The organism is Allorhizobium sp. GW101-3B10, from assembly GCF_059424725.1.
The window spans coordinates 3,303,179-3,320,274 of record NZ_JBWKZR010000001.1 but is presented as its reverse complement, the minus strand read 5'-3'; the positions used below and the strand labels follow the sequence as shown (position 1 = coordinate 3,320,274).

Annotated in this window: 13 protein-coding genes; 10 read left to right on the top strand and 3 right to left on the bottom strand. The window is 65.3% G+C overall.

All coding sequences use genetic code 11. From position 1 onward, the window contains the following. Positions 1-6: 6 nt before the first annotated feature. Positions 7-1,419: a serine/threonine protein kinase gene (locus AC07Y0_RS16520; RefSeq protein WP_498678817.1), complete on the bottom strand. Its 1,413-nt coding sequence runs from the start codon at positions 1,417-1,419 to the stop codon at positions 7-9. Between the two features lie 19 nt (positions 1,420-1,438). Continuing rightward, the gene (locus AC07Y0_RS16515) at positions 1,439-2,179 is read right to left on the bottom strand and encodes a metallophosphoesterase family protein (protein ID WP_498678816.1); all 741 of its coding nucleotides are present in this window, start codon (positions 2,177-2,179) and stop codon (positions 1,439-1,441) included. Positions 2,180-2,414: 235 nt separating this feature from the next. Here AC07Y0_RS16515 and AC07Y0_RS16510 point away from each other — a divergent pair, with 235 nt between their 5' ends. Next, positions 2,415-3,905: a pyruvate kinase gene (locus tag AC07Y0_RS16510; protein ID WP_498678815.1), complete on the top strand. Its 1,491-nt coding sequence runs from the start codon at positions 2,415-2,417 to the stop codon at positions 3,903-3,905. Positions 3,906-4,111: 206 nt separating this feature from the next. Beyond that, positions 4,112-5,029, top strand: coding sequence for a YiiX/YebB-like N1pC/P60 family cysteine hydrolase (locus AC07Y0_RS16505; protein WP_498678814.1), 918 nt, complete (start codon positions 4,112-4,114; stop codon positions 5,027-5,029). 31 nt (positions 5,030-5,060) lie between these two features. Here AC07Y0_RS16505 and AC07Y0_RS16500 read toward each other — a convergent pair whose 3' ends face one another. Next, positions 5,061-8,570 carry a hybrid sensor histidine kinase/response regulator gene (locus tag AC07Y0_RS16500; protein ID WP_498678813.1) on the bottom strand — a complete coding sequence of 1,170 codons (3,510 nt, stop codon included), beginning with the start codon at positions 8,568-8,570 and terminating at the stop codon, positions 5,061-5,063. A gap of 218 nt (positions 8,571-8,788) precedes the next feature. On the opposite strand from AC07Y0_RS16500, the gene mscL reads away from it, so the two are divergent. The 8 genes from mscL (at position 8,789) to AC07Y0_RS16460 (ending at position 17,021) form a co-directional block, all read left to right on the top strand. Next, positions 8,789-9,214: a large conductance mechanosensitive channel protein MscL gene (gene mscL / locus AC07Y0_RS16495; protein WP_498678812.1), complete on the top strand. Its 426-nt coding sequence runs from the start codon at positions 8,789-8,791 to the stop codon at positions 9,212-9,214. Positions 9,215-9,379: 165 nt separating this feature from the next. Then, a complete protein-coding gene (locus AC07Y0_RS16490; protein WP_498678811.1) occupies positions 9,380-10,549 on the top strand; it encodes a pyridoxal phosphate-dependent aminotransferase in 1,170 nt (389 codons plus the stop codon). A gap of 190 nt (positions 10,550-10,739) precedes the next feature. Further along, a complete protein-coding gene (galE, locus tag AC07Y0_RS16485) occupies positions 10,740-11,774 on the top strand; it encodes a UDP-glucose 4-epimerase GalE (RefSeq protein ID WP_498678810.1) in 1,035 nt (344 codons plus the stop codon). Between the two features lie 185 nt (positions 11,775-11,959). Beyond that, on the top strand, positions 11,960-12,730 hold the full coding sequence (rfbF, locus tag AC07Y0_RS16480; protein ID WP_498678809.1) for a glucose-1-phosphate cytidylyltransferase: 771 nt from the start codon (positions 11,960-11,962) through the stop codon (positions 12,728-12,730). Further along, positions 12,694-13,809, top strand: coding sequence for a CDP-glucose 4,6-dehydratase (gene rfbG, locus AC07Y0_RS16475; protein ID WP_498678808.1), 1,116 nt, complete (start codon positions 12,694-12,696; stop codon positions 13,807-13,809). The genes rfbF and rfbG overlap by 37 nt, the downstream gene beginning before the upstream one ends. Beyond that, on the top strand, positions 13,806-14,369 hold the full coding sequence (locus AC07Y0_RS16470; protein ID WP_498678807.1) for a dTDP-4-dehydrorhamnose 3,5-epimerase family protein: 564 nt from the start codon (positions 13,806-13,808) through the stop codon (positions 14,367-14,369). Before rfbG ends, AC07Y0_RS16470 begins: the two co-directional genes overlap by 4 nt. Next, entirely contained in the window at positions 14,366-15,595 is a 1,230-nt protein-coding gene (locus AC07Y0_RS16465; protein WP_498678806.1) for a methyltransferase domain-containing protein, read from the top strand. The genes AC07Y0_RS16470 and AC07Y0_RS16465 overlap by 4 nt, the downstream gene beginning before the upstream one ends. Positions 15,596-15,743: 148 nt before the next feature. Further along, positions 15,744-17,021, top strand: a complete 1,278-nt coding sequence (locus AC07Y0_RS16460) for a glycosyltransferase family 2 protein (RefSeq protein WP_498678805.1) — start codon at positions 15,744-15,746, stop codon at positions 17,019-17,021. The last annotated feature ends 75 nt before the right edge of the window (positions 17,022-17,096 follow it).

Genomic DNA, 17,096 nt, shown 5'->3' with positions numbered 1-17,096 from the left:
TACGGTTCATTCCGCCGGCTCGGCGGCGTGGCGCACCCGGACGACGGTCACGGTGCAAGGCGCCTGGGCCGCCACTTCGCCCGACACGCTGCCGAGCAGCGAGCGCATGGCGGAATTGGCGCGGGCGCCCATGACGATGTGGTCGACGATGTTCTCGCGCGCATAGTCGAGGATCGCCGCGGCCGGCGAGACGGCTTCGATCACGTGATAGGTGATCGAGCCCTCCGGCGCCTTCAGCGGTTCGGCCCAGTGCTTGAGCTGCACCAGCCGCGCCACGTGCTTGTTGTTGCCCTCGGCGTCGAGGTCGCTTTCCAGGCTGATGCGGGCGATCTTCAGCACGTTCAGGCAAGCGATGCGGGCATTGGGCGTCTTCTCGATGATGCGGCTGACGCTGAGGCGCAGCGCGTCGGCGAGTTCGGCGGAACCGTCCGAAAGGTCGATCGCCACCATGACGATCGGCGCGCCGGCCGCACTTTCCGCGGCGGCTTGCGGGCGCAGCAGTTCCATCGGGTCCGGGTTGAAGCGCCGCTTGATGACCGCCCCCCAGCCGTCGCGCCTCAGCTTTTCGCTCCGCGTGGTCAGCGTGACCTTGGAGAGATCCTGCAGGTCCATCATCAGCTGTGCCGCCGTCGGATAGCGGCGGGCCGGGTTGACCTCGAGGCAGCGCAGGATCACCTCCTGCAGCGGCTTGGGCAGGTCGGGCGCCAGTGCCCGCGGCGGCACGGGATCGCGCCAGAGCCGCTTCTTCAGGCCTTTCAGCCTTTGCGGATCGCCGAACGGGCGCTTGGTCGTGGCGAAGAAGTACATCAGCACGCCGAGCGCGAAGATGTCGCTGCGGAAGTCGCTGCGCACGCCGAGGATCTGCTCCGGCGCCATATAGGGCGCCGTGCCGTAGGGCAGGCGAAATTCCTCGTCCATCAGGTCGGGCAAAAGCAGGTGGCGGGCAAGGCCGTAGTCGATCAGCACGGCCTCGCCGGTCTCGCGAAACATGATGTTCGACGGTTTGATGTCGAGATGGACGACGTTCTGACGGTGCAGGTCGACGAGGGCCGCGGCGATCCGGCAGCCGAGCGAGGCGACCTCCTCGGCCGGCCGGGGCAGATCGTCGAGCATCGGATAGAGCGATTTGCCGGTGAGCCGTTCGAACACGATATAGGGCTGGGTGGCGAAATCGCCGTTGGCGACGAAGCGCGGCACATGGCGGCCCGTGAGACGGGGCAGGATCATCTGTTCCATCTCGAAACCGACGATCATTGCCGGATCGGTGCCGGCCCCCATTTCAGGCACCTTCATCAGCATGGGGAAGTCGTGGTCCGGGTGGGTGACGCTGAAGAGCTGCGCCATGCCGCCGCGATGGGCGAGTTCGCCGATCGTGAAGCCGTCAATCACGTCGCCCGGATGTACTCTGACCTTCGGCATGCGCTCCCGTCCCCCCGGATCATTTGCCCTTGAACAGCCTGGTGGCCAACCCCTCGGAAAGCCCCACGGCCCTGATTTTCGCCGCCGCGCCCTCGATGTCGTAGCCGACCCGGTGATATTCGAGTTCGCCCCGGTCGGTGTCGAGAATGCCGTAGGCGGCGGCGGGATTGCCGTCGCGCGGCTGCCCGACGGCCCCCATCACGGCCAACCACCGGCGCTGCGGCAAAAGCGGAATTCCGGTCGAGGACGAGGGGGCAAACGGCGTGGTCTTGCCGTTCGCGCCCAGACAATAGAGCGCCGGACGGTGGATATGGCCGCAGAAGCTGACCCGGGCGCGGCAGGCCTGCAGATGCGCGGCCGCGGTCTCCGCGTCGCTGACATAGTGAAAGCGGGCAGGCGCGGATGCGTCGGCATGCACATAGAGCCGTTCGCCGTCCTCGATTTCCAGCGGCAGCCCGGCGAGATAGGCCTTCTGCGTTTCGCTCAGCTGGGTGCGCGTCCAGTCGATCGCCGCACGCGCGGTCTCGTTCATCGACACCGACGGATCGGACACGGCTTGGTCATGGTTGCCGCGAATGACGATCGCGCCGCCGCCAGCGAGCTCCATCGTCTTGTCGACGCACCAGACCGGATCGCCGCCATAGCCGACGATGTCGCCGAGGATCACGTGACGCGTCGCGCCCCGCCCGCTCGCGGCGGCGAGAACGGCCTCGAACGCCTGGCGATTGGCGTGAATGTCCGACATGATGGCGATCCGCATGGCCCCTCCCTGGCGATGAACGATCGGACGGACAAACTAGGGGGGATTTGCGCCGCGCGCTATTGGCCGGAAGGAGGGGGCGGTCGTTTTCCGAGGCGATCGGTCGCATGCGGATTTCGTCATATATCGTTCAAGACGATCGGTTAGAATGTCTTTTGCCTCCGTATGCCCATGCAGCCGCATCCTCCCAAGCACTGCCGGCGGTGGGAACGGGTGGCGGAAGAGGGGAACGTGCATGAACAGCCAGGATTTCCGTCGCGAGGCATTGCAGGCCTCTGCCCTGCTCGATGAACTGCTGGCGCTGCGGGTGTCCGTGGTCGAGGCCGCGACGCCGCTGATTGCCGGTTTCTGCGAAAGCGAAGGGACCCCGGCCGACCCCGCGATCGCCAACCTCGCTCACTATCTCTGCCTGCGCCACCATGATCTCCGGCCGCTGCAGCGTCGCTTGATGTGCCTTGGCCTGTCGTCGCTCGGCCGGCTGGAAAGCCGTGTGCTGCCGACGCTGGATGCCGTGATCGTCGCGCTTGCGGCGCTCGCCGGCCGCGAAAAGCCGATGGCCATGCCGTCCGAGGCGGAGTTCTTCGACGGCGAAGCGCGCCTCGGGGAGGCATCCTCGGCGCTGTTCGGCAAGCCGCCGGCCAATCGCCGCACCCGGATCATGGTCACGCTCCCGAGCGAGGCGGCGGACGGCCCCGACTTCATCTTCGACCTCGCCCGCCGCGGCATGGACGTGGCGCGGATCAATTGTGCGCATGACGGCCCGGACGCCTGGCGGGCCATGGCCGGCTTCGTCCGCGCAGCGGCGAAGGAGACCGGCCGCGACATCACCGTGCTGATGGATATTGCCGGACCGAAGATCCGCACCGCCGCCGTCGCCCTGCCGGACAAGAAGGCGAGGCTCCAGGCCGGGGACCGCATCCGCCTCGTCGCATCGGGCGTGCCGCGCACTTGCGCGGATGTCATCTATTCCGCCGGCGTGTCGCTGCCGGAAATGGTTACCCGCCTCTCGGTCGGCGACCGCGTGCGCTATGATGACGGCAAGCTGGAAGCCGTGGTGGAAAGCCTCGGCGACGGCGAGGCGGTGATCCGCGTCGAAAAGACCAAGGCGCGCGGCTCGAAGCTGAAGCCGGAAAAGGGCATCAATCTGCCGGACACAGCACTCGGCCTGTCGCCGCTGACGGCCAAGGACGAGACCGACCTCGTGACCGTGATCGAATGCGCCGACATGATCGGCTATTCCTTCGTCAGCCGCCCCGACGACATCGACCTGCTCGACAGTATGCTCGTCCGCCATGGCATGGCCGACCGCACGCTCGGATTGATCGCCAAGATCGAGCAGCCCGAGGCCGTACGCAACCTGCCGGCCCTGATCGCCCGGGCGCGGCGGCGAGGCCCCTTCGGCGTGATGATCGCGCGCGGCGACCTTGCCGCCGAGATCGGCTTCGAACGGCTGGCCGAGATGCAGGAGGAGATCCTGTGGATCAGCGAAGCCGCCTCGGTACCCGCAGTCTGGGCGACGCAGGTTCTCGAAGACCTGGTGCGGGAGGGCATACCGACCCGTGGCGAAATGACCGATGCGGCCATGGCCGCCCGGGCGGAATGCGTCATGCTCAACAAGGGCCCCGCTGTCGGCCAGGCGGTCGAACTGCTGGACCGGCTGCTCGCCCGCATGGACGAGCACATGTTCAAGAAGACGCCCACGCTGCGGGCGCTGAAATCCTGGTAATTCCGGCGCGGACATGAGACCTTCGGCCAGTTCCCACGCCGATTGATTTGCCGCGCGCGTCGGACTAGGTATCTGCAAGAGTTTGGATGAATGGTGCCGGCGCGCGGATCGGGGTCCGCGCAAGGGTGGGGACAGGCCTTGCTTCCGCATGACAACTGCTTCTATGCGCCGTGTTTTCCGGCGTTCCCCCAGCAATGGGGGTGATCATGGCATCTGACATCTTGACGCTCGTTCGTCCGCTGGCGCGCGCCCTCTTCCTTGGCCTGGTGCTGTTCGTTTCGGCCTGCACGACCGTCCAGAAGCCGTCGCCCGTCCCGCAGCCGGGCGACGTCCGGCTCGGCGATTGCTGCCAGCGGCCGGAACGCTACCCGAATGGCCTCGTCACATTGGCTGAACCGTTCGCCCCGGCGATCGGCAAGCTGGTCGCCGCCACCGTCTGGCGCAAGGGCTACCTGCTGCGCCACGAGCCGGCCATGGGGACCATCCTGGCAGGGCTCCAGCCGCTCGACATCGTCACCGTGAACAACAAGGGGCGCCTGTCGGGTCACGCCATCCCCGGCCATTTCGGCCATGCCGCCATCTATGTCGGCACCGAGAGGCAGTTGCGCCGCGCGGGTGTGTGGGATCAGCCGGCGATCCGCAAGCATCATGATGCCATCCGCAAGGGCGCGCTGTTCATCGAGGCGGACAACAAGGGCGTTCACCTGTCGGACGCGCCGCTGGCGCTCGACGCCGATGCGATCGCCCAGTTGCGGCCGACCGGCCTCAGCCCCGCGCGCCGGCGCCAGGCGCTGATCGAGTTCTACAAGCGCGTGGGCATGCCCTTCGACTACTATTTCGATCTCGACACCACGGCCTGCACCTTCTGCACCGAACTGGTCAACACCGTGTTGCCGGAGATGCGATTGCCGCAGCGTCGGGTCTATGGCCGGCGTCTGATCCTGCCCGACGAGGTCGTCGCAGCCACCCTGCGCGGCCGCACCGGCTTTGCCTTCCGGCGCTATGTAAAGGCCGATCGCGATGGTTGGGAAACGTTGGGCCGCAAGGCGGTCACTGCCGATCTTCGTGCCGCGTGGCCGGCGCCGGAGCGTCCGCCGCAGGTGGCTGCCATGGCCGGCAGATAGGCGGCCGATCCCGGCTGGTGCGCGGCAAGGCCTATTCCGCAGCCGTCCGTTTAACGGCGGAGACCTGCGTGATGAAGGCCCGCAGTGCGGCCGGCCGCACCGGCTTGTGCTGCAGGGTGATGTTCTGCCGCTCCGCTTCCGCGCGGACCTCCGCCGTACGGTCGGCCGTGATGAGCAGGGCGGGAAGGTCGCTCTCGTAGAGCGCCCTGAGCCGCAGGATCGCGCCGATACCGCTGCCGTCGCCGAGATGGTAGTCGGCGATGATGACGTCGGGCGGGGTCCTGTCTGCCGCGACGATCGCGTCGAGCGCTTCGATCGACCCGGCGGAGGTGACCGTGCAGCCCCAGCCCGACAGCAGCAGCTCCATGCCCTCGATGATCTTGGGCTCGTTGTCGATGCACAGGACCCGCAGGCCCTTCAGCGGTATCGCTCCCTTGCTGCCGGCCGGCATGTCCGACACCGTCGCCGTCGCCGGTGCCGATTGGTCGAGCGGCATGACGACGCGGAAGGTGGTTCCTTTGCCCTGCTTGGAAGAGAGCTGTACCGGGTGGTTGAGCACGCGGGCGATGCGGTCGACGATCGACAGGCCGAGCCCGAGGCCCGACGCCGTGCGCATGCCCTCCTCGAGACGGGCAAATTCCTTGAACACGGTGCGGAATTTCGACGCCGGAATTCCGATGCCCGAATCCATCACCTGGATGACGACCTCCTGGCCGGCGCGCCGCGCGCCGACGAGCACGCGGCCCGACGGGGTATATTTGATGGCGTTGGAGACGAGGTTCTGCACCAGCCGCCGCAGCAGGTTCGGGTCGGAGCGGACGGTGAGCGAGGTCGGCATGACCACCAGCTTGAGGTTCTTCTCGCGGGCGATCGGCGCGAAGTCGGTCTCGATGCGCTCCAGCAGCCCTTGGAGCGGCACCGTGGCGAGCCGCGGCTTCATCGCGCCGGTGTCGAGCCTTGAGATGTCCAGCACGGCGCCGAGGATGATCTCGACCGATTCCAGCGCGGAGTCGATGTTACGCACCAGCGCGCTGTTGTCGGAATCGCCGAGCCGCTCGACCAGCGACGAGGAATAGAGCCGCGCTGCATTGAGCGGCTGCAGGATGTCGTGGCCGGCCGCGGCGAAGAACCGGGTCTTGCCGATATTCGCCTCGTCTGCCGCGGCCCGCGCCTCGGCCAGCGCATGGTTGACCCGCGTCAGCTCGGCCGTGCGCTCGCTGACCCGCTGTTCGAGCGTCTCGTTCGCCTGCTTCAGTGCCTTGTCGGCCGCCACCTGGCTGGTGATGTCGGTGAAGGTCGCGACGAAGCCCTTGTCCGGCATCGGATTGCAGCGCGCCTCGATGATGCGCTCGCCGGCCGCCGTGACCAGCCGGAACGGCTTGTCGAACTGGTGGAAGCGCTTGACCAGCTGCGCCTGGTCGCCGGCGGCGACGTCGCCGCGCTGCGCGAGGATAGCGACCATTTCGGTCAGCGGGAAGCCGACCTGGCCGACATGCTCGGGCAGGTCGAGCAGGCTGCGGAACCTTCGGTTCCAGATGGTCAGCCGGTTGCTCGCGTCGAACACGGCGATGCCCTGGTCCATCTGCGACAGCGCGGTCTGCAGCATGTCCTGGTTATACTGCAGCGCCTCGCTCGCCTGGTCGAGCAGCCAGGCCGTGTCGGCCGACGTGTCCTCGGCCTTCTGCAGGATCAGCGACAGCACGAGCCGGGCCGAGGACGAGCCGATCGCGCTGCCGAGCAACTGCTCGGAAAAGTGGATGAAGGCCATGTCGGCCGGGCTGTCGTCGTCCAGCCGCCGGCCGGCCGCCCGCTCGTAGGAGCGGAAGGAGCGCGTCATGCGCTCGTCGCCGAGATAGCGGGCGATGGCGGCCTTGAGGTCGCCGACGGTGACCCGCGTCTTCCAGCCGCGCGTGGCGAACTGGGAGCGGGGATGACGCTTGACGAAAATGCCCGACTGGATGCGCTCGACAGGCCGCGGATTGCGGCTGAGCGAGCCGATGATGAAAGCGGCGGTGTTGAGCAGCAAACTGAGAAGAGTCGCATTGACCAGCGGATCGGCATGGGCCGGGCTGAACATCTCGACCCCGGGGATGAGGAAACCGAGGATCGACGAGGCGATCTGCGAGTTGTCCTCGGCGCCGAGGCTTGGCAGAAACAGCAGGTAGGCCCAGACGAAGATGCCGGTGCTGAGCCCGGCGATGGCACCGCGGGCATTCGCCCGGCGCCACAGAAGTCCCCCGAACAGGGCCGGGGCGATCTGGGCGATGGCGGCGAAGGCCAGGAGACCGATCGAGGCGAGCCCTGTCGTGTTGTCGGCGGAGCGGTAATAGACATAGCCGAGCAGCATGACGGCGAAGATCGCCGAACGGCGGATGTGTAGCAGCGTCTTGGCAAAATCGTCGCGCTGGCTCGGCCGCGTCAGCAGCTTCTGCCGAAGGAAGATCGGCAGGATCATGTCGTTCGAAACCATGATCGCCAGCGCGACCGAGGCGACGATCACCATGGCAGTCGCGGCGGAGAAGCCGCCGAGGAAGGTGATGAGCGAGACGATCCGCATCTCGCCATGCAGGGGCAGCGACAGGACATAGAGGTCGGCGTCGCCGCCGCCATCGAAGGTCATGATCCCGCCGATGGCGGCCGGCAGGACGAAGATGTTGATCGCCACCAGATAGAGCGGCATCAGGATGCCGGCGAGCTTCAGTTCGCGGTTGGTGCGGTTCTCGACCACGGTGACGTGGAACTGGCGCGGCAGCATGATAATGGCGAAGGCCGACAGCGCGATCAGCAGCAGCCACCGGCTGATCGGCGTCTGGTGCGACAGCGCCGTCATGACGGCCTCGTTCGCCGTGGCCTTCTGCCAGAGGTCGGCCGGACCGTTGAACAGGAAGAAGACCACGTAGATGCCGAGCGTCCAGAACGCCACCATCTTTACGACCGATTCCATGGCGATCGCGAGGATCAGCCCGTCCTGGTGCTCGGTCGCGTCCGTGTGGCGCGTGCCGAAGACGACAGCGAAGCAGGCGAGCAGGAAGGCGACCACCAGCGGCAGATCGATGAAATAAAGATTGCCGGTGCCGATGCCGTATTCGGTCGGGTCGACCATGGCGGAGACGGAGCTAGAGACGGCCTTCAGTTGCAGGGCGATATAGGGAATGGTCCCGACCAGGCAAATGATCGTCACCAGCATGCCGACGATCGGGTTCTTGCCGTAGCGGGCGGCGATGAAATCGGCGCCGGAGGTCAGCTTCTCCGCCTTGGCCAGATCGATGATCCGCCGGACGATCGGCATGCCGATGGTGAACATCAGGATCGGGCCGATATAGATGGCGGTGAATTCCAGGCCGTGCTCGGCCGCAAGTCCCACGCCGCCGAAATAGGTCCAGGAGGTGCAGTAGACCGCGAGGCTGAGCGCGTAGACAATCGGCCGGCCGTTCTCGGGCACGCCATGGGTACGGGTCTTCCGGTCGCCGTAGCTCGCCACCGCGAACAGCAGCAACAGATAGGCGAAGGCCGACGCGAAGATGATCCATCCTGGAAGCACGCTTCCTCCTCTAGAACGGCGTTCCAATGTCAGGCAGAGCTTATGGTAAGTTCTGACGTTTTGAAATCGCTTGCGAATTGACCTTAAGTCGAACGCGGCCGAAAGCGCAGCGCAATTTCACGGTTCCCGAATGGTTTGTCTTTCGCTAATCATTGGGAAGCCCGGGCGCCGCAGAAAAAGACGGCCACGGATCGTCGACGAGTTGAAGGAGATGGGAAATGCTGAACGAGTTCAAAACCTTCGTTGCGCGCGGCAATGTCATGGACCTCGCGGTCGGTGTGATCATCGGCGGGGCGTTCGGCTTGATCGTCAATTCGCTGGTCCAGGACATCGTTATGCCGCTGGTCGGCGTCGTCTTCGGCGGCTTCGATTTCTCCAACTATTTCCTGCCGCTGAGTTCCAAGGTGACCGCCACCTCGCTCGAAGCTGCCCGCGAACAGGGCGCGGTCTTCGCTTATGGCAATTTCATCACCGTCATCATCAACTTCTTGATCCTCGCCTGGATCATCTTCCTCATGGTCAAGGGCGTGAACACGCTACGCGCCTCGCTCGACAAGCAGGAGAAGAAGGAGGCGGACGCCGCCCCGCCGCCGGCCGACATCCAACTCCTGACCGAGATCCGCGACCTGCTGAAGTCGCGCTGACATCGGCATCCGCAGAGGCTTGCCTCCCGGCGGTGCCGGGAGCGGGCCGTTCGCACATCCATCACCGGAATCGATTCTGCCCTCAAGGATTGTCATGGGATTTTCCCGGCGCAATCGGCTAGACCTCTTGGCTTACGAACAAACGCCGAATTGAAGAGGCTTGCCATGTCGCTTGTGAAGGATCTCAGCCCGCGCGCCCTTGCCGCCCCCGAAAGCGGGATCGTCGAGATCATCAACTATGCCCGTGGACGCGACGGGCTGCTGCCACTCTGGGCGGGAGAGGGCGATCTTCCCAGCCCCGAATTCATCAACCGCGCGGCGAGCGATGCGCTCCTGGGCGGCGAAACCTTCTACACCTGGCAGCGCGGTATCCCGGAGCTGCGCGAGGCGCTGTCACGCTACTATGCCCGCCATTTCGGCGTCGAGCTTTCGCCGGAACACTTCTACGTCACCGGCTCGGGCATGCAGGCGATCGCGCTTGCCGTCCAGGCGGTCACAGAGCCCGGCGACGAGATGATCTACTTGTCGCCGGCCTGGCCGAACATCATCTCGGCCATCGAAATCGCCGGCGGCCGCGCCGTCGGGCTTCCGCTCACTTTCGCCAATGGCCGCTGGTCGCTCGACATCGACAAGCTGGAGCAGGCGATCACGCCGAGGACGCGTGGGCTGTTCATCAACACGCCGTCCAATCCCACTGGCTGGACGGCAACCCACGAAGACCTGAAGGCGATCCTCGAACTCGCACGCCGCCACGGCCTGTGGATCCTCGCCGACGAGATCTATGCGCTCTACTACTATGGCGGCGGACACCGCGCGCCGTCCTTCCTCGACGTCATGGTCGAGGGCGACCGCGTGCTGTTCGCCAATTCTTTCTCCAAGAACTGGTCGATGACCGGCTGGCGAGTCGGCTGGATCGTCGCTCCGCCGGAAACCGGACAGGTCTTCGAAAACCTCATCCAGTATTCCACCTCCGGGGTTGCCCAGTTCATGCAGCGCGGCGCGGTGGCGGCGCTCGATCTGGGTGACGGCTTCGTCCGCGAGAACTTCGAACGCGCGGCGAAGTCGCGCGACCTGTTGTGCGACGCGCTGATCGCCACCAACCGGGTCGAGACCCTGAAGCCCGAAGGCGCACTTTACGCCTTCCTCAAGATCGACGGCATCACCGACAGCCGCCAGGCGGCGCTCGACATCGTCGATCGCACCGGCGTGGCGCTGGCACCGGGTTCCGCCTTCGGCAAGGGAGGCGAAAGCTTCCTGCGCGCCTGTTTCCTGCGCAATCCGAAACAGATCGAGGAAGCGGCCGACCGGCTGTGCCGCTACATCCTGGCGCTCTGATCTCCGGGATGGCGCGCGGGTTTCATCCTTCGCACCCCGATCGATAAAATTCTAGCGAAATTTGCAATAGTGTGTTTTCTATACTTGGAATTAAACTGTATCAATACTGAGCATGACTGCGGATTGTAAGCAAAATTAAAGCGGACATTGCCTAGGTTCCTCCCGTGAATGAATTGCGGGAAGTACGAACATGGCGATCTTGGTAACGGGTGGGGCCGGCTATATCGGAAGCCACATGGTCTGGGCTCTGCTGGATGCGGGCGAGGACGTGGTGGTCATCGACCGGCTGTCGACAGGTTTCCGCTGGGCCGTCGCGCCTCAGGCGCGGTTCTACCTCGGTGACATCGGCGACGCGGATCTGTTGCGGCAGGTCTTCTTCGAGAACGAGATCGAGGCGATCATACATTTCGCCGGTTCGATCGTCGTGCCGGAATCGGTGTCCGATCCGCTCGGCTATTACGAGAACAACACCGGCAATACGCGAAACCTGCTGTCGGCGGCCGTCAAGGCCGGGATCGACAAGCTGATCTTTTCGTCGACGGCCGCCGTCTACGGCACGCCTTCGGCCGCCGAGCCGGTCAAGGAAACCGCGCCGCTCCTGCCGGAAAATCCCTATGGCCAGTCCAAGCTGATGAGCGAACTCATGCTGCGCGACACCGCCCGCGCCCATGACTTCCGCTATGTCGCGCTGCGCTATTTCAACGTCGCCGGTGCCGATCCGAAGGGCCGGACCGGCCAGTCGACCGACCGTGCGACCCATCTGATCAAGGTGGGCTGCGAGACCGCTCTCGGCAAGCGGCGATCGGTCGCGGTCTACGGCACCGACTACCCGACACACGACGGCACGGGTGTTCGCGACTACATCCATGTGAGCGACCTGGTTCAGGCGCATCTGCGGGCGCTTGCCTATCTGCGTCGCGGCGAGCCGTCGCTGGTCGCCAATTGCGGCTATGGATCGGGCTATTCCGTGCTAGACGTCCTGGGCGCCGTGGCCCGGGTCTCCGGCCGCCCGTTTGCCGTCGAATACTGCCCGCGCCGCGCCGGCGACGCAGCCTTCATCGTCGCCGATTCGACGCTGGCACGCCAGACGCTCGGCTGGGTGCCGCACTATGCCGATCTCGACGTGATTGTCGAAACGGCGCTGGCCTGGGAAGAGCGCCTCACGCAGGACACCACGAACGACATCGGCGCGCTGCGCCGCCGCCTCGCCGCAGGCGGGTTCTGAACGGGCGGCGGCCCCCGGCCGCCGAACCCCCTCTCGCTCGTCAAGTTTGACGACAGCTTCGTCCGCTAGCCTGCGCCCACGATGGAATGTTCGTGGGGCGTGGGACAAATCATGGGTTTTGCTGCGGGATACGATGAACGGGGTGCCGGCAAGCCGGTATCCGGTCTGGCCGACGGGCGTTTTCAATGAAGGCCGTCATTCTCGCCGGCGGTCTCGGTTCGCGTATTGCCGAAGAAACCCACCTGAAGCCCAAGCCGATGATCGAGATCGGCGGGCGGCCGATCCTCTGGCACATCATGAAGCTCTATCACGGCCACGGCATCCGTGACTTCATCATCTGCTGCGGCTTCCGCGGCTATGTGATCAAGGAATATTTCGCCAATTACGGCCTGCACATGTCGGACATCACCTTCGACCTGGCCGAAAACCGCCTGCAGTTCCACCGCAAGAGCGCCGAGAACTGGCGGGTGACGCTGGTCGATACCGGCGAGAACTCGATGACCGGCGGGCGGCTCAGGCGCGTCGCCGACTATCTCAAGGACGAGGAAGCCTTCTGCTTCACCTATGGCGACGGCCTGTGCGACGTCGACATCGGCGCGACGGTTCGTTTCCACAAGAGCCACGGCCGCCAGGCGACGGTGACGGCGGTTCGCCCGCCCGCCCGCTTCGGCGCGCTGAAGCTCGATGGCGACACGGTCGAAGGCTTCGTCGAGAAGCCCGAGGGCGAGGGCGGCTTCATCAACGGCGGCTTCTTCGTTCTCGACCCGAGATGCATCGACCGCATCGCCGACGATTCGACCAGCTGGGAGGCCGAGCCCCTGTCCGGGCTCGCCAATGACGGCCAGCTCAAGGCCTTCTTCCACACCGGCTTCTGGCAGCCGATGGATACGCTGCGCGACAAGGTTCATCTGGAAAGCCTGTGGAACAGCGGCAATCCGCCGTGGAAGACGTGGTGACCATGGCCAATCCCGCGTTCTGGAAAGGCAAGCGTGTCCTCCTGACCGGCCATACCGGCTTCAAGGGAAGCTGGCTCGCGCTGTGGCTCGCCGAAATGGGCGCCAAGGTGACCGGCCTGTCGCTGGTGCCCGAGACCTCCCCGTCGCTCTTTGGCCTGATCAACGGCAAGCCGGTGGCGGCCGAGATCTGCGACCTGCGCGATCGCCATGCAGTCGCGGCCCGCGTCATGCTGGCCAAGCCGGAAATCGTCCTGCATCTCGGCGCCCAGGCACTGGTGCGCGCCGGCTACCGCGATCCGATCGGCACCTACGAAACCAATGTCCAGGGCACGGCCAACCTGCTCGATGCGCTGCGCATCGCCCCCGACGTGCGTTCGATCGTCGTCGTCACCACCGACAAGGTCTATGCCAATCCGGAGACGGCAGTTCCCTTCGTCGAAACCGATCCGCTCGGCGGCCACGACCCTTACAGCGCCAGCAAGGCGGCCGCCGAGATCGTGACCGCCAGCTATCGCTCCTCCTTCTTTTCCGCCCGCGGCATCGGCCTTGCGACCGCGCGTGCCGGCAATGTGATCGGTGGCGGCGACTGGGCCGAGGATCGCCTGATCCCCGATGCCGTCCGGGCCTGGGGCGCCGCCCGCCCGCTGATGGTGCGCCGTCCTCAGGCGGTGCGGCCCTGGCAGCACGTGCTGGAGCCCCTGAACGGTTACCTGATGATGGCGGAGCGGCTGTGGGATCAGCCGTCTTTCGCCCCGAGCCTCAATTTCGGCCCCGACCACCAGGCGGCGGCAACGGTCGCGACCGTGCTCGACAAGGCTCAGGCGGCCTATGGCGGCGGCACGGTCGTTCTCGGCGACGGCTCGGAAGGGCCGCACGAGGCGGGCTACCTGATGCTGGATTCGTCCAGTGCCCGCGACACGCTCGGCTACCGGCCGGTCTGGAACCTCGACGAAACCGTGACCCGGACGATGGACTGGTATCGCCGGCTTGCCTCGGGTGGGTCGGCGCTCGACCTCTGCCGCGCCGATATCGCCGCCTTCGAGGCGGCCTACGACCTTCCCCTGAGAGCGGCCGTATGACCCCGCGCTTCGAAGTCGAGACGACCCCGATCGAGGGACTGCTGGTCCTGAGAAGGCGCAAGATCGCCGACGAGCGGGGGCATATCTCTCGCCTGTTCTGCGCCGAGGAACTGGCCGAAATCGGCTGGCGCGGGCCGGTCGCCCAGGTCAACGAGAGCGCCTCGCGCTTTGCCGGCACGGTTCGCGGCATGCACTTCCAGAACCCGCCCTACAGCGAGATCAAGCTCGTGACCTGCGTCGCCGGCCGCATCCTCGACGTGGCGGTCGACCTCAGGCAGGGCTCGCCGACCTTCCTTAATCATGTCGCGGTCGAGCTTTCGGCCGACAATGCCTGTTCCTTCCTCATCCCCGAGGGCTTCGCGCACGGCTTCCAGGCGCTGAGCGACGATGTGCGGATGATCTACGCCCATTCGGCCCCCTATCGCGCCGAGGCGGAGGGGGGGCTGAGCCCGACCGATCCGCGGCTCGCCATCGCCTGGCCCCTGCCGGTCGCGCACCTGTCGCCGCGCGATGCGGCTCACCCCCAGCTTGGCATCGACTACCGAGGACTTGCCGCATGAAGTGTCGTCACTGCCAGTCGCAGAACATGGGTCCCTTTCTCGACCTCGGCACCGCGCCGCCGTCGAATTCCTATGTCCGGCAGGGCGATCTCGGAAAGCCGGAACTGTGGTATCCGCTGGTGATCCGGGTCTGCAACGAATGCCTTCTCGTGCAGACTGAGGATTTTGCCTCGCGCGAGACCTTCTTCTCCGAGAGCTATGCCTATTTCAGCTCGTTCTCGAGCTCGTGGCTCGGCCATGCCGAGGCCTATGTCGCGTCCATGGCCGAGCGTTTCGGGCTTGGCCCGACCTCCGGCGTCGTCGAGATCGCCGCCAATGACGGCTACCTGCTGCAATATGTGAAGGCCCGCGGCATTCGCTGCCTCGGAGTCGAGCCGACCACCAGCACGGCGACGGCGGCGCGCGAGAAGGGCATCGAGATCGTCGAGGATTTCTTCGGCGTCGAGCTTGCCGCGCGCCTTGCGGCCGAGGGCTGGGGCGCCGACCTGATGGCGGCCAATAACGTGCTCGCCCATGTGCCCGACATCAACGACTTCGTCGCCGGCTTTGCCCGGCTGCTGAAGCCGACGGGTGTTGCCACCTTCGAGTTCCCCCACCTGCTCAACATGGTGACGGAAGCGCAGTTCGACACCGCCTACCATGAGCATTACTCCTACCTGTCGCTGACCGCCGTCGAGCGCATCTTCGCCGCCAACGGCCTGCGCGTGTTCGATGTCGAGACGACGCCCTGGCATGGCGGAAGCCTCAGGGTCTTCGCCGACCGCGCCGATACGGCCGCCCATCCGGTGAGCGAGAGCGTTGTCGTCATGCTGGATACGGAGACGGCGGCGGGTATGCGCGAACCTGCCTTCTATGCCGGTTTCCAGGCCACCGCGCAGCGCGTGCGCAACGACTTCCTGGAATTCCTGATCGACTGCCAGCGCCAGGGCCTCAGGGTCGCCGCCTATGGCGCGGCGGCCAAGGGCAACACGCTGTTGAACTTTGCCGGCGTGAAGCCGGATCTCCTCGCCTTCGTCGTCGACAAGAACCCGGCCAAGCAGGGCACATTCCTGCCGGGCAGCCGGGTACCGGTCGTTTCCGAGGACGTCCTGAAATCCGAAAAGCCTGAAAGGGTGGTGATACTGCCATGGAATCTTCAGACAGAAATCAAGCGACAGCTTTCGTATATAACCGGCTGGGATGGGAAGTTCGTGACGGCAGTGCCGAAATTGACGGTTCATCCCTGATCGAACCGCTGCCGAAGAGCGATGCCCCGGCTATCAAGGTTGCGACGCCGCCATTGCGCGGAACGCTTCGGCCGGAGTGACGGGGTCGTGGGTGTCGAACCGTCGACCAATAAGCGGAGCCGCCGACGGATCCGAAGCGGAGAAGACCATGGCTGAGAAGACGCGCCTGTCGATCTGCGTGCCCTCGCGCAATCGCCAATACTATTTCCAGAAGACCATCGAAGGCCTGCTGCGCACCGGGCGCGACGACATCGAATTCGTCTTCGTCGACAATTCCGACGATCCGTCGGTGATGAACGACTACATGCGCGCCCATGCCGGCGATCCGCGCATCGTCTATCTGCCGTCGACCGACCGCACGCTGCCGATGATCGAGAACTGGGAACGCACGCTCGCGGCTGCGACCGGCGACTGGGTGACCGTGATCGGCGACGACGACTATATCGACCCCGACGTCATGATCGTGCTGAAGAAGGTGCTGGCCGCCAATCCGGAGACGGAGGCCTTCGCCTGGGGCGTCGCGACCTATAGCTGGCCTTCGCCGGGCCAGAGGAACACCAGCATCCACGTGCCCTTCAATTCCTTCGTGGTGAAGGTCCCGCGCGATCAACTGCTCAAGCGCATGTTCGGCTGGTTCGAGGCGACCACCGTTCCGACCTCCGGCTACTCGATCTATCATTCGGCGGTCTCGCGCCAGCTGCTCGACCGCATCCGTCGCAAATATGGCGGGCGCTATTTCGAGCACCCGGTCATCGACTACGACATGGCGATGAAGGTGATGGTCGAGGGCAAGCATTTTGCCTTCTGCCAGAGGACCTTCTCGGTCATGGGAAGCTGTCCGGAGAGCAATTCCTATTCGATCGGCAAGCTCGCTGACATCAAGAAGAAGGTCGACATCTTCATGGCCGAGCTCGGCCGCAACTTCGACGACGACCCACTCCTGCGGGACTTTCCCTTCCAGAGCATATTGGGGGTCACCGCCTCCATCGGCATTTGCCAGCAATGGTTCCGCGCCAAGTACAAGCTGACCTATGACGGTTGGGAAAAGAATTTCGCCAAGTCCTGCGCCCTCAACACCGAGATGTTCCGCGACGAGGAATCGTTCAACATCGTCCGGGAGGGTTATGCGACCGCCTTCAGGAACTGGCGCCGGGGAAAATTCCTCGAACACTTCCAGCCCGTGTTCAAGGACATGCGTTTCAGCCTGCAGATCAGCGGCTCGAACCTCGCCGGTACCTTCATCCGCTCCGACATTGCCGGCGTGAAGACGCCGGTGGAACTGCTCGACGTCATCAACGGCCTGATCTGCCCGGCCGACCAGGTCGAGGTCCGGCCGGACGGCCTGCGTTTCCCCTGGGAAGAGGAACTGATGACGCCCGTCGGCGAGAAGCGGCCGATCCAGACGACCCAGAAGCGCATCGCCTGAATCCAGCTGACCGCCGTGGCGGCCGAAGCGGAAACGAAAAGGCCGCGGTCACGACCGCGGCCTTATTTGTTTTCG

Excerpts from the sequence above, each read along its gene's own strand:
- AC07Y0_RS16505 (WP_498678814.1), top strand. The coding sequence starts at position 4,112 with ATGGCATCTGACATCTTGACGCTCGTTCGTCCGCTGGCGCGCGCCCTC.
- AC07Y0_RS16490 (WP_498678811.1), top strand. The coding sequence starts at position 9,380 with ATGTCGCTTGTGAAGGATCTCAGCCCGCGCGCCCTTGCCGCCCCCGAA.
- AC07Y0_RS16515 (WP_498678816.1), bottom strand. The coding sequence starts at position 2,179 with ATGCGGATCGCCATCATGTCGGACATTCACGCCAATCGCCAGGCGTTC.
- mscL (WP_498678812.1), top strand. The coding sequence starts at position 8,789 with ATGCTGAACGAGTTCAAAACCTTCGTTGCGCGCGGCAATGTCATGGAC.
- AC07Y0_RS16470 (WP_498678807.1), top strand. The coding sequence starts at position 13,806 with ATGACCCCGCGCTTCGAAGTCGAGACGACCCCGATCGAGGGACTGCTG.
- AC07Y0_RS16520 (WP_498678817.1), bottom strand. The coding sequence starts at position 1,419 with ATGCCGAAGGTCAGAGTACATCCGGGCGACGTGATTGACGGCTTCACG.
- AC07Y0_RS16460 (WP_498678805.1), top strand. The coding sequence starts at position 15,744 with ATGGCTGAGAAGACGCGCCTGTCGATCTGCGTGCCCTCGCGCAATCGC.
- rfbF (WP_498678809.1), top strand. The coding sequence starts at position 11,960 with ATGAAGGCCGTCATTCTCGCCGGCGGTCTCGGTTCGCGTATTGCCGAA.
- galE (WP_498678810.1), top strand. The coding sequence starts at position 10,740 with ATGGCGATCTTGGTAACGGGTGGGGCCGGCTATATCGGAAGCCACATG.
- AC07Y0_RS16465 (WP_498678806.1), top strand. The coding sequence starts at position 14,366 with ATGAAGTGTCGTCACTGCCAGTCGCAGAACATGGGTCCCTTTCTCGAC.
- AC07Y0_RS16510 (WP_498678815.1), top strand. The coding sequence starts at position 2,415 with ATGAACAGCCAGGATTTCCGTCGCGAGGCATTGCAGGCCTCTGCCCTG.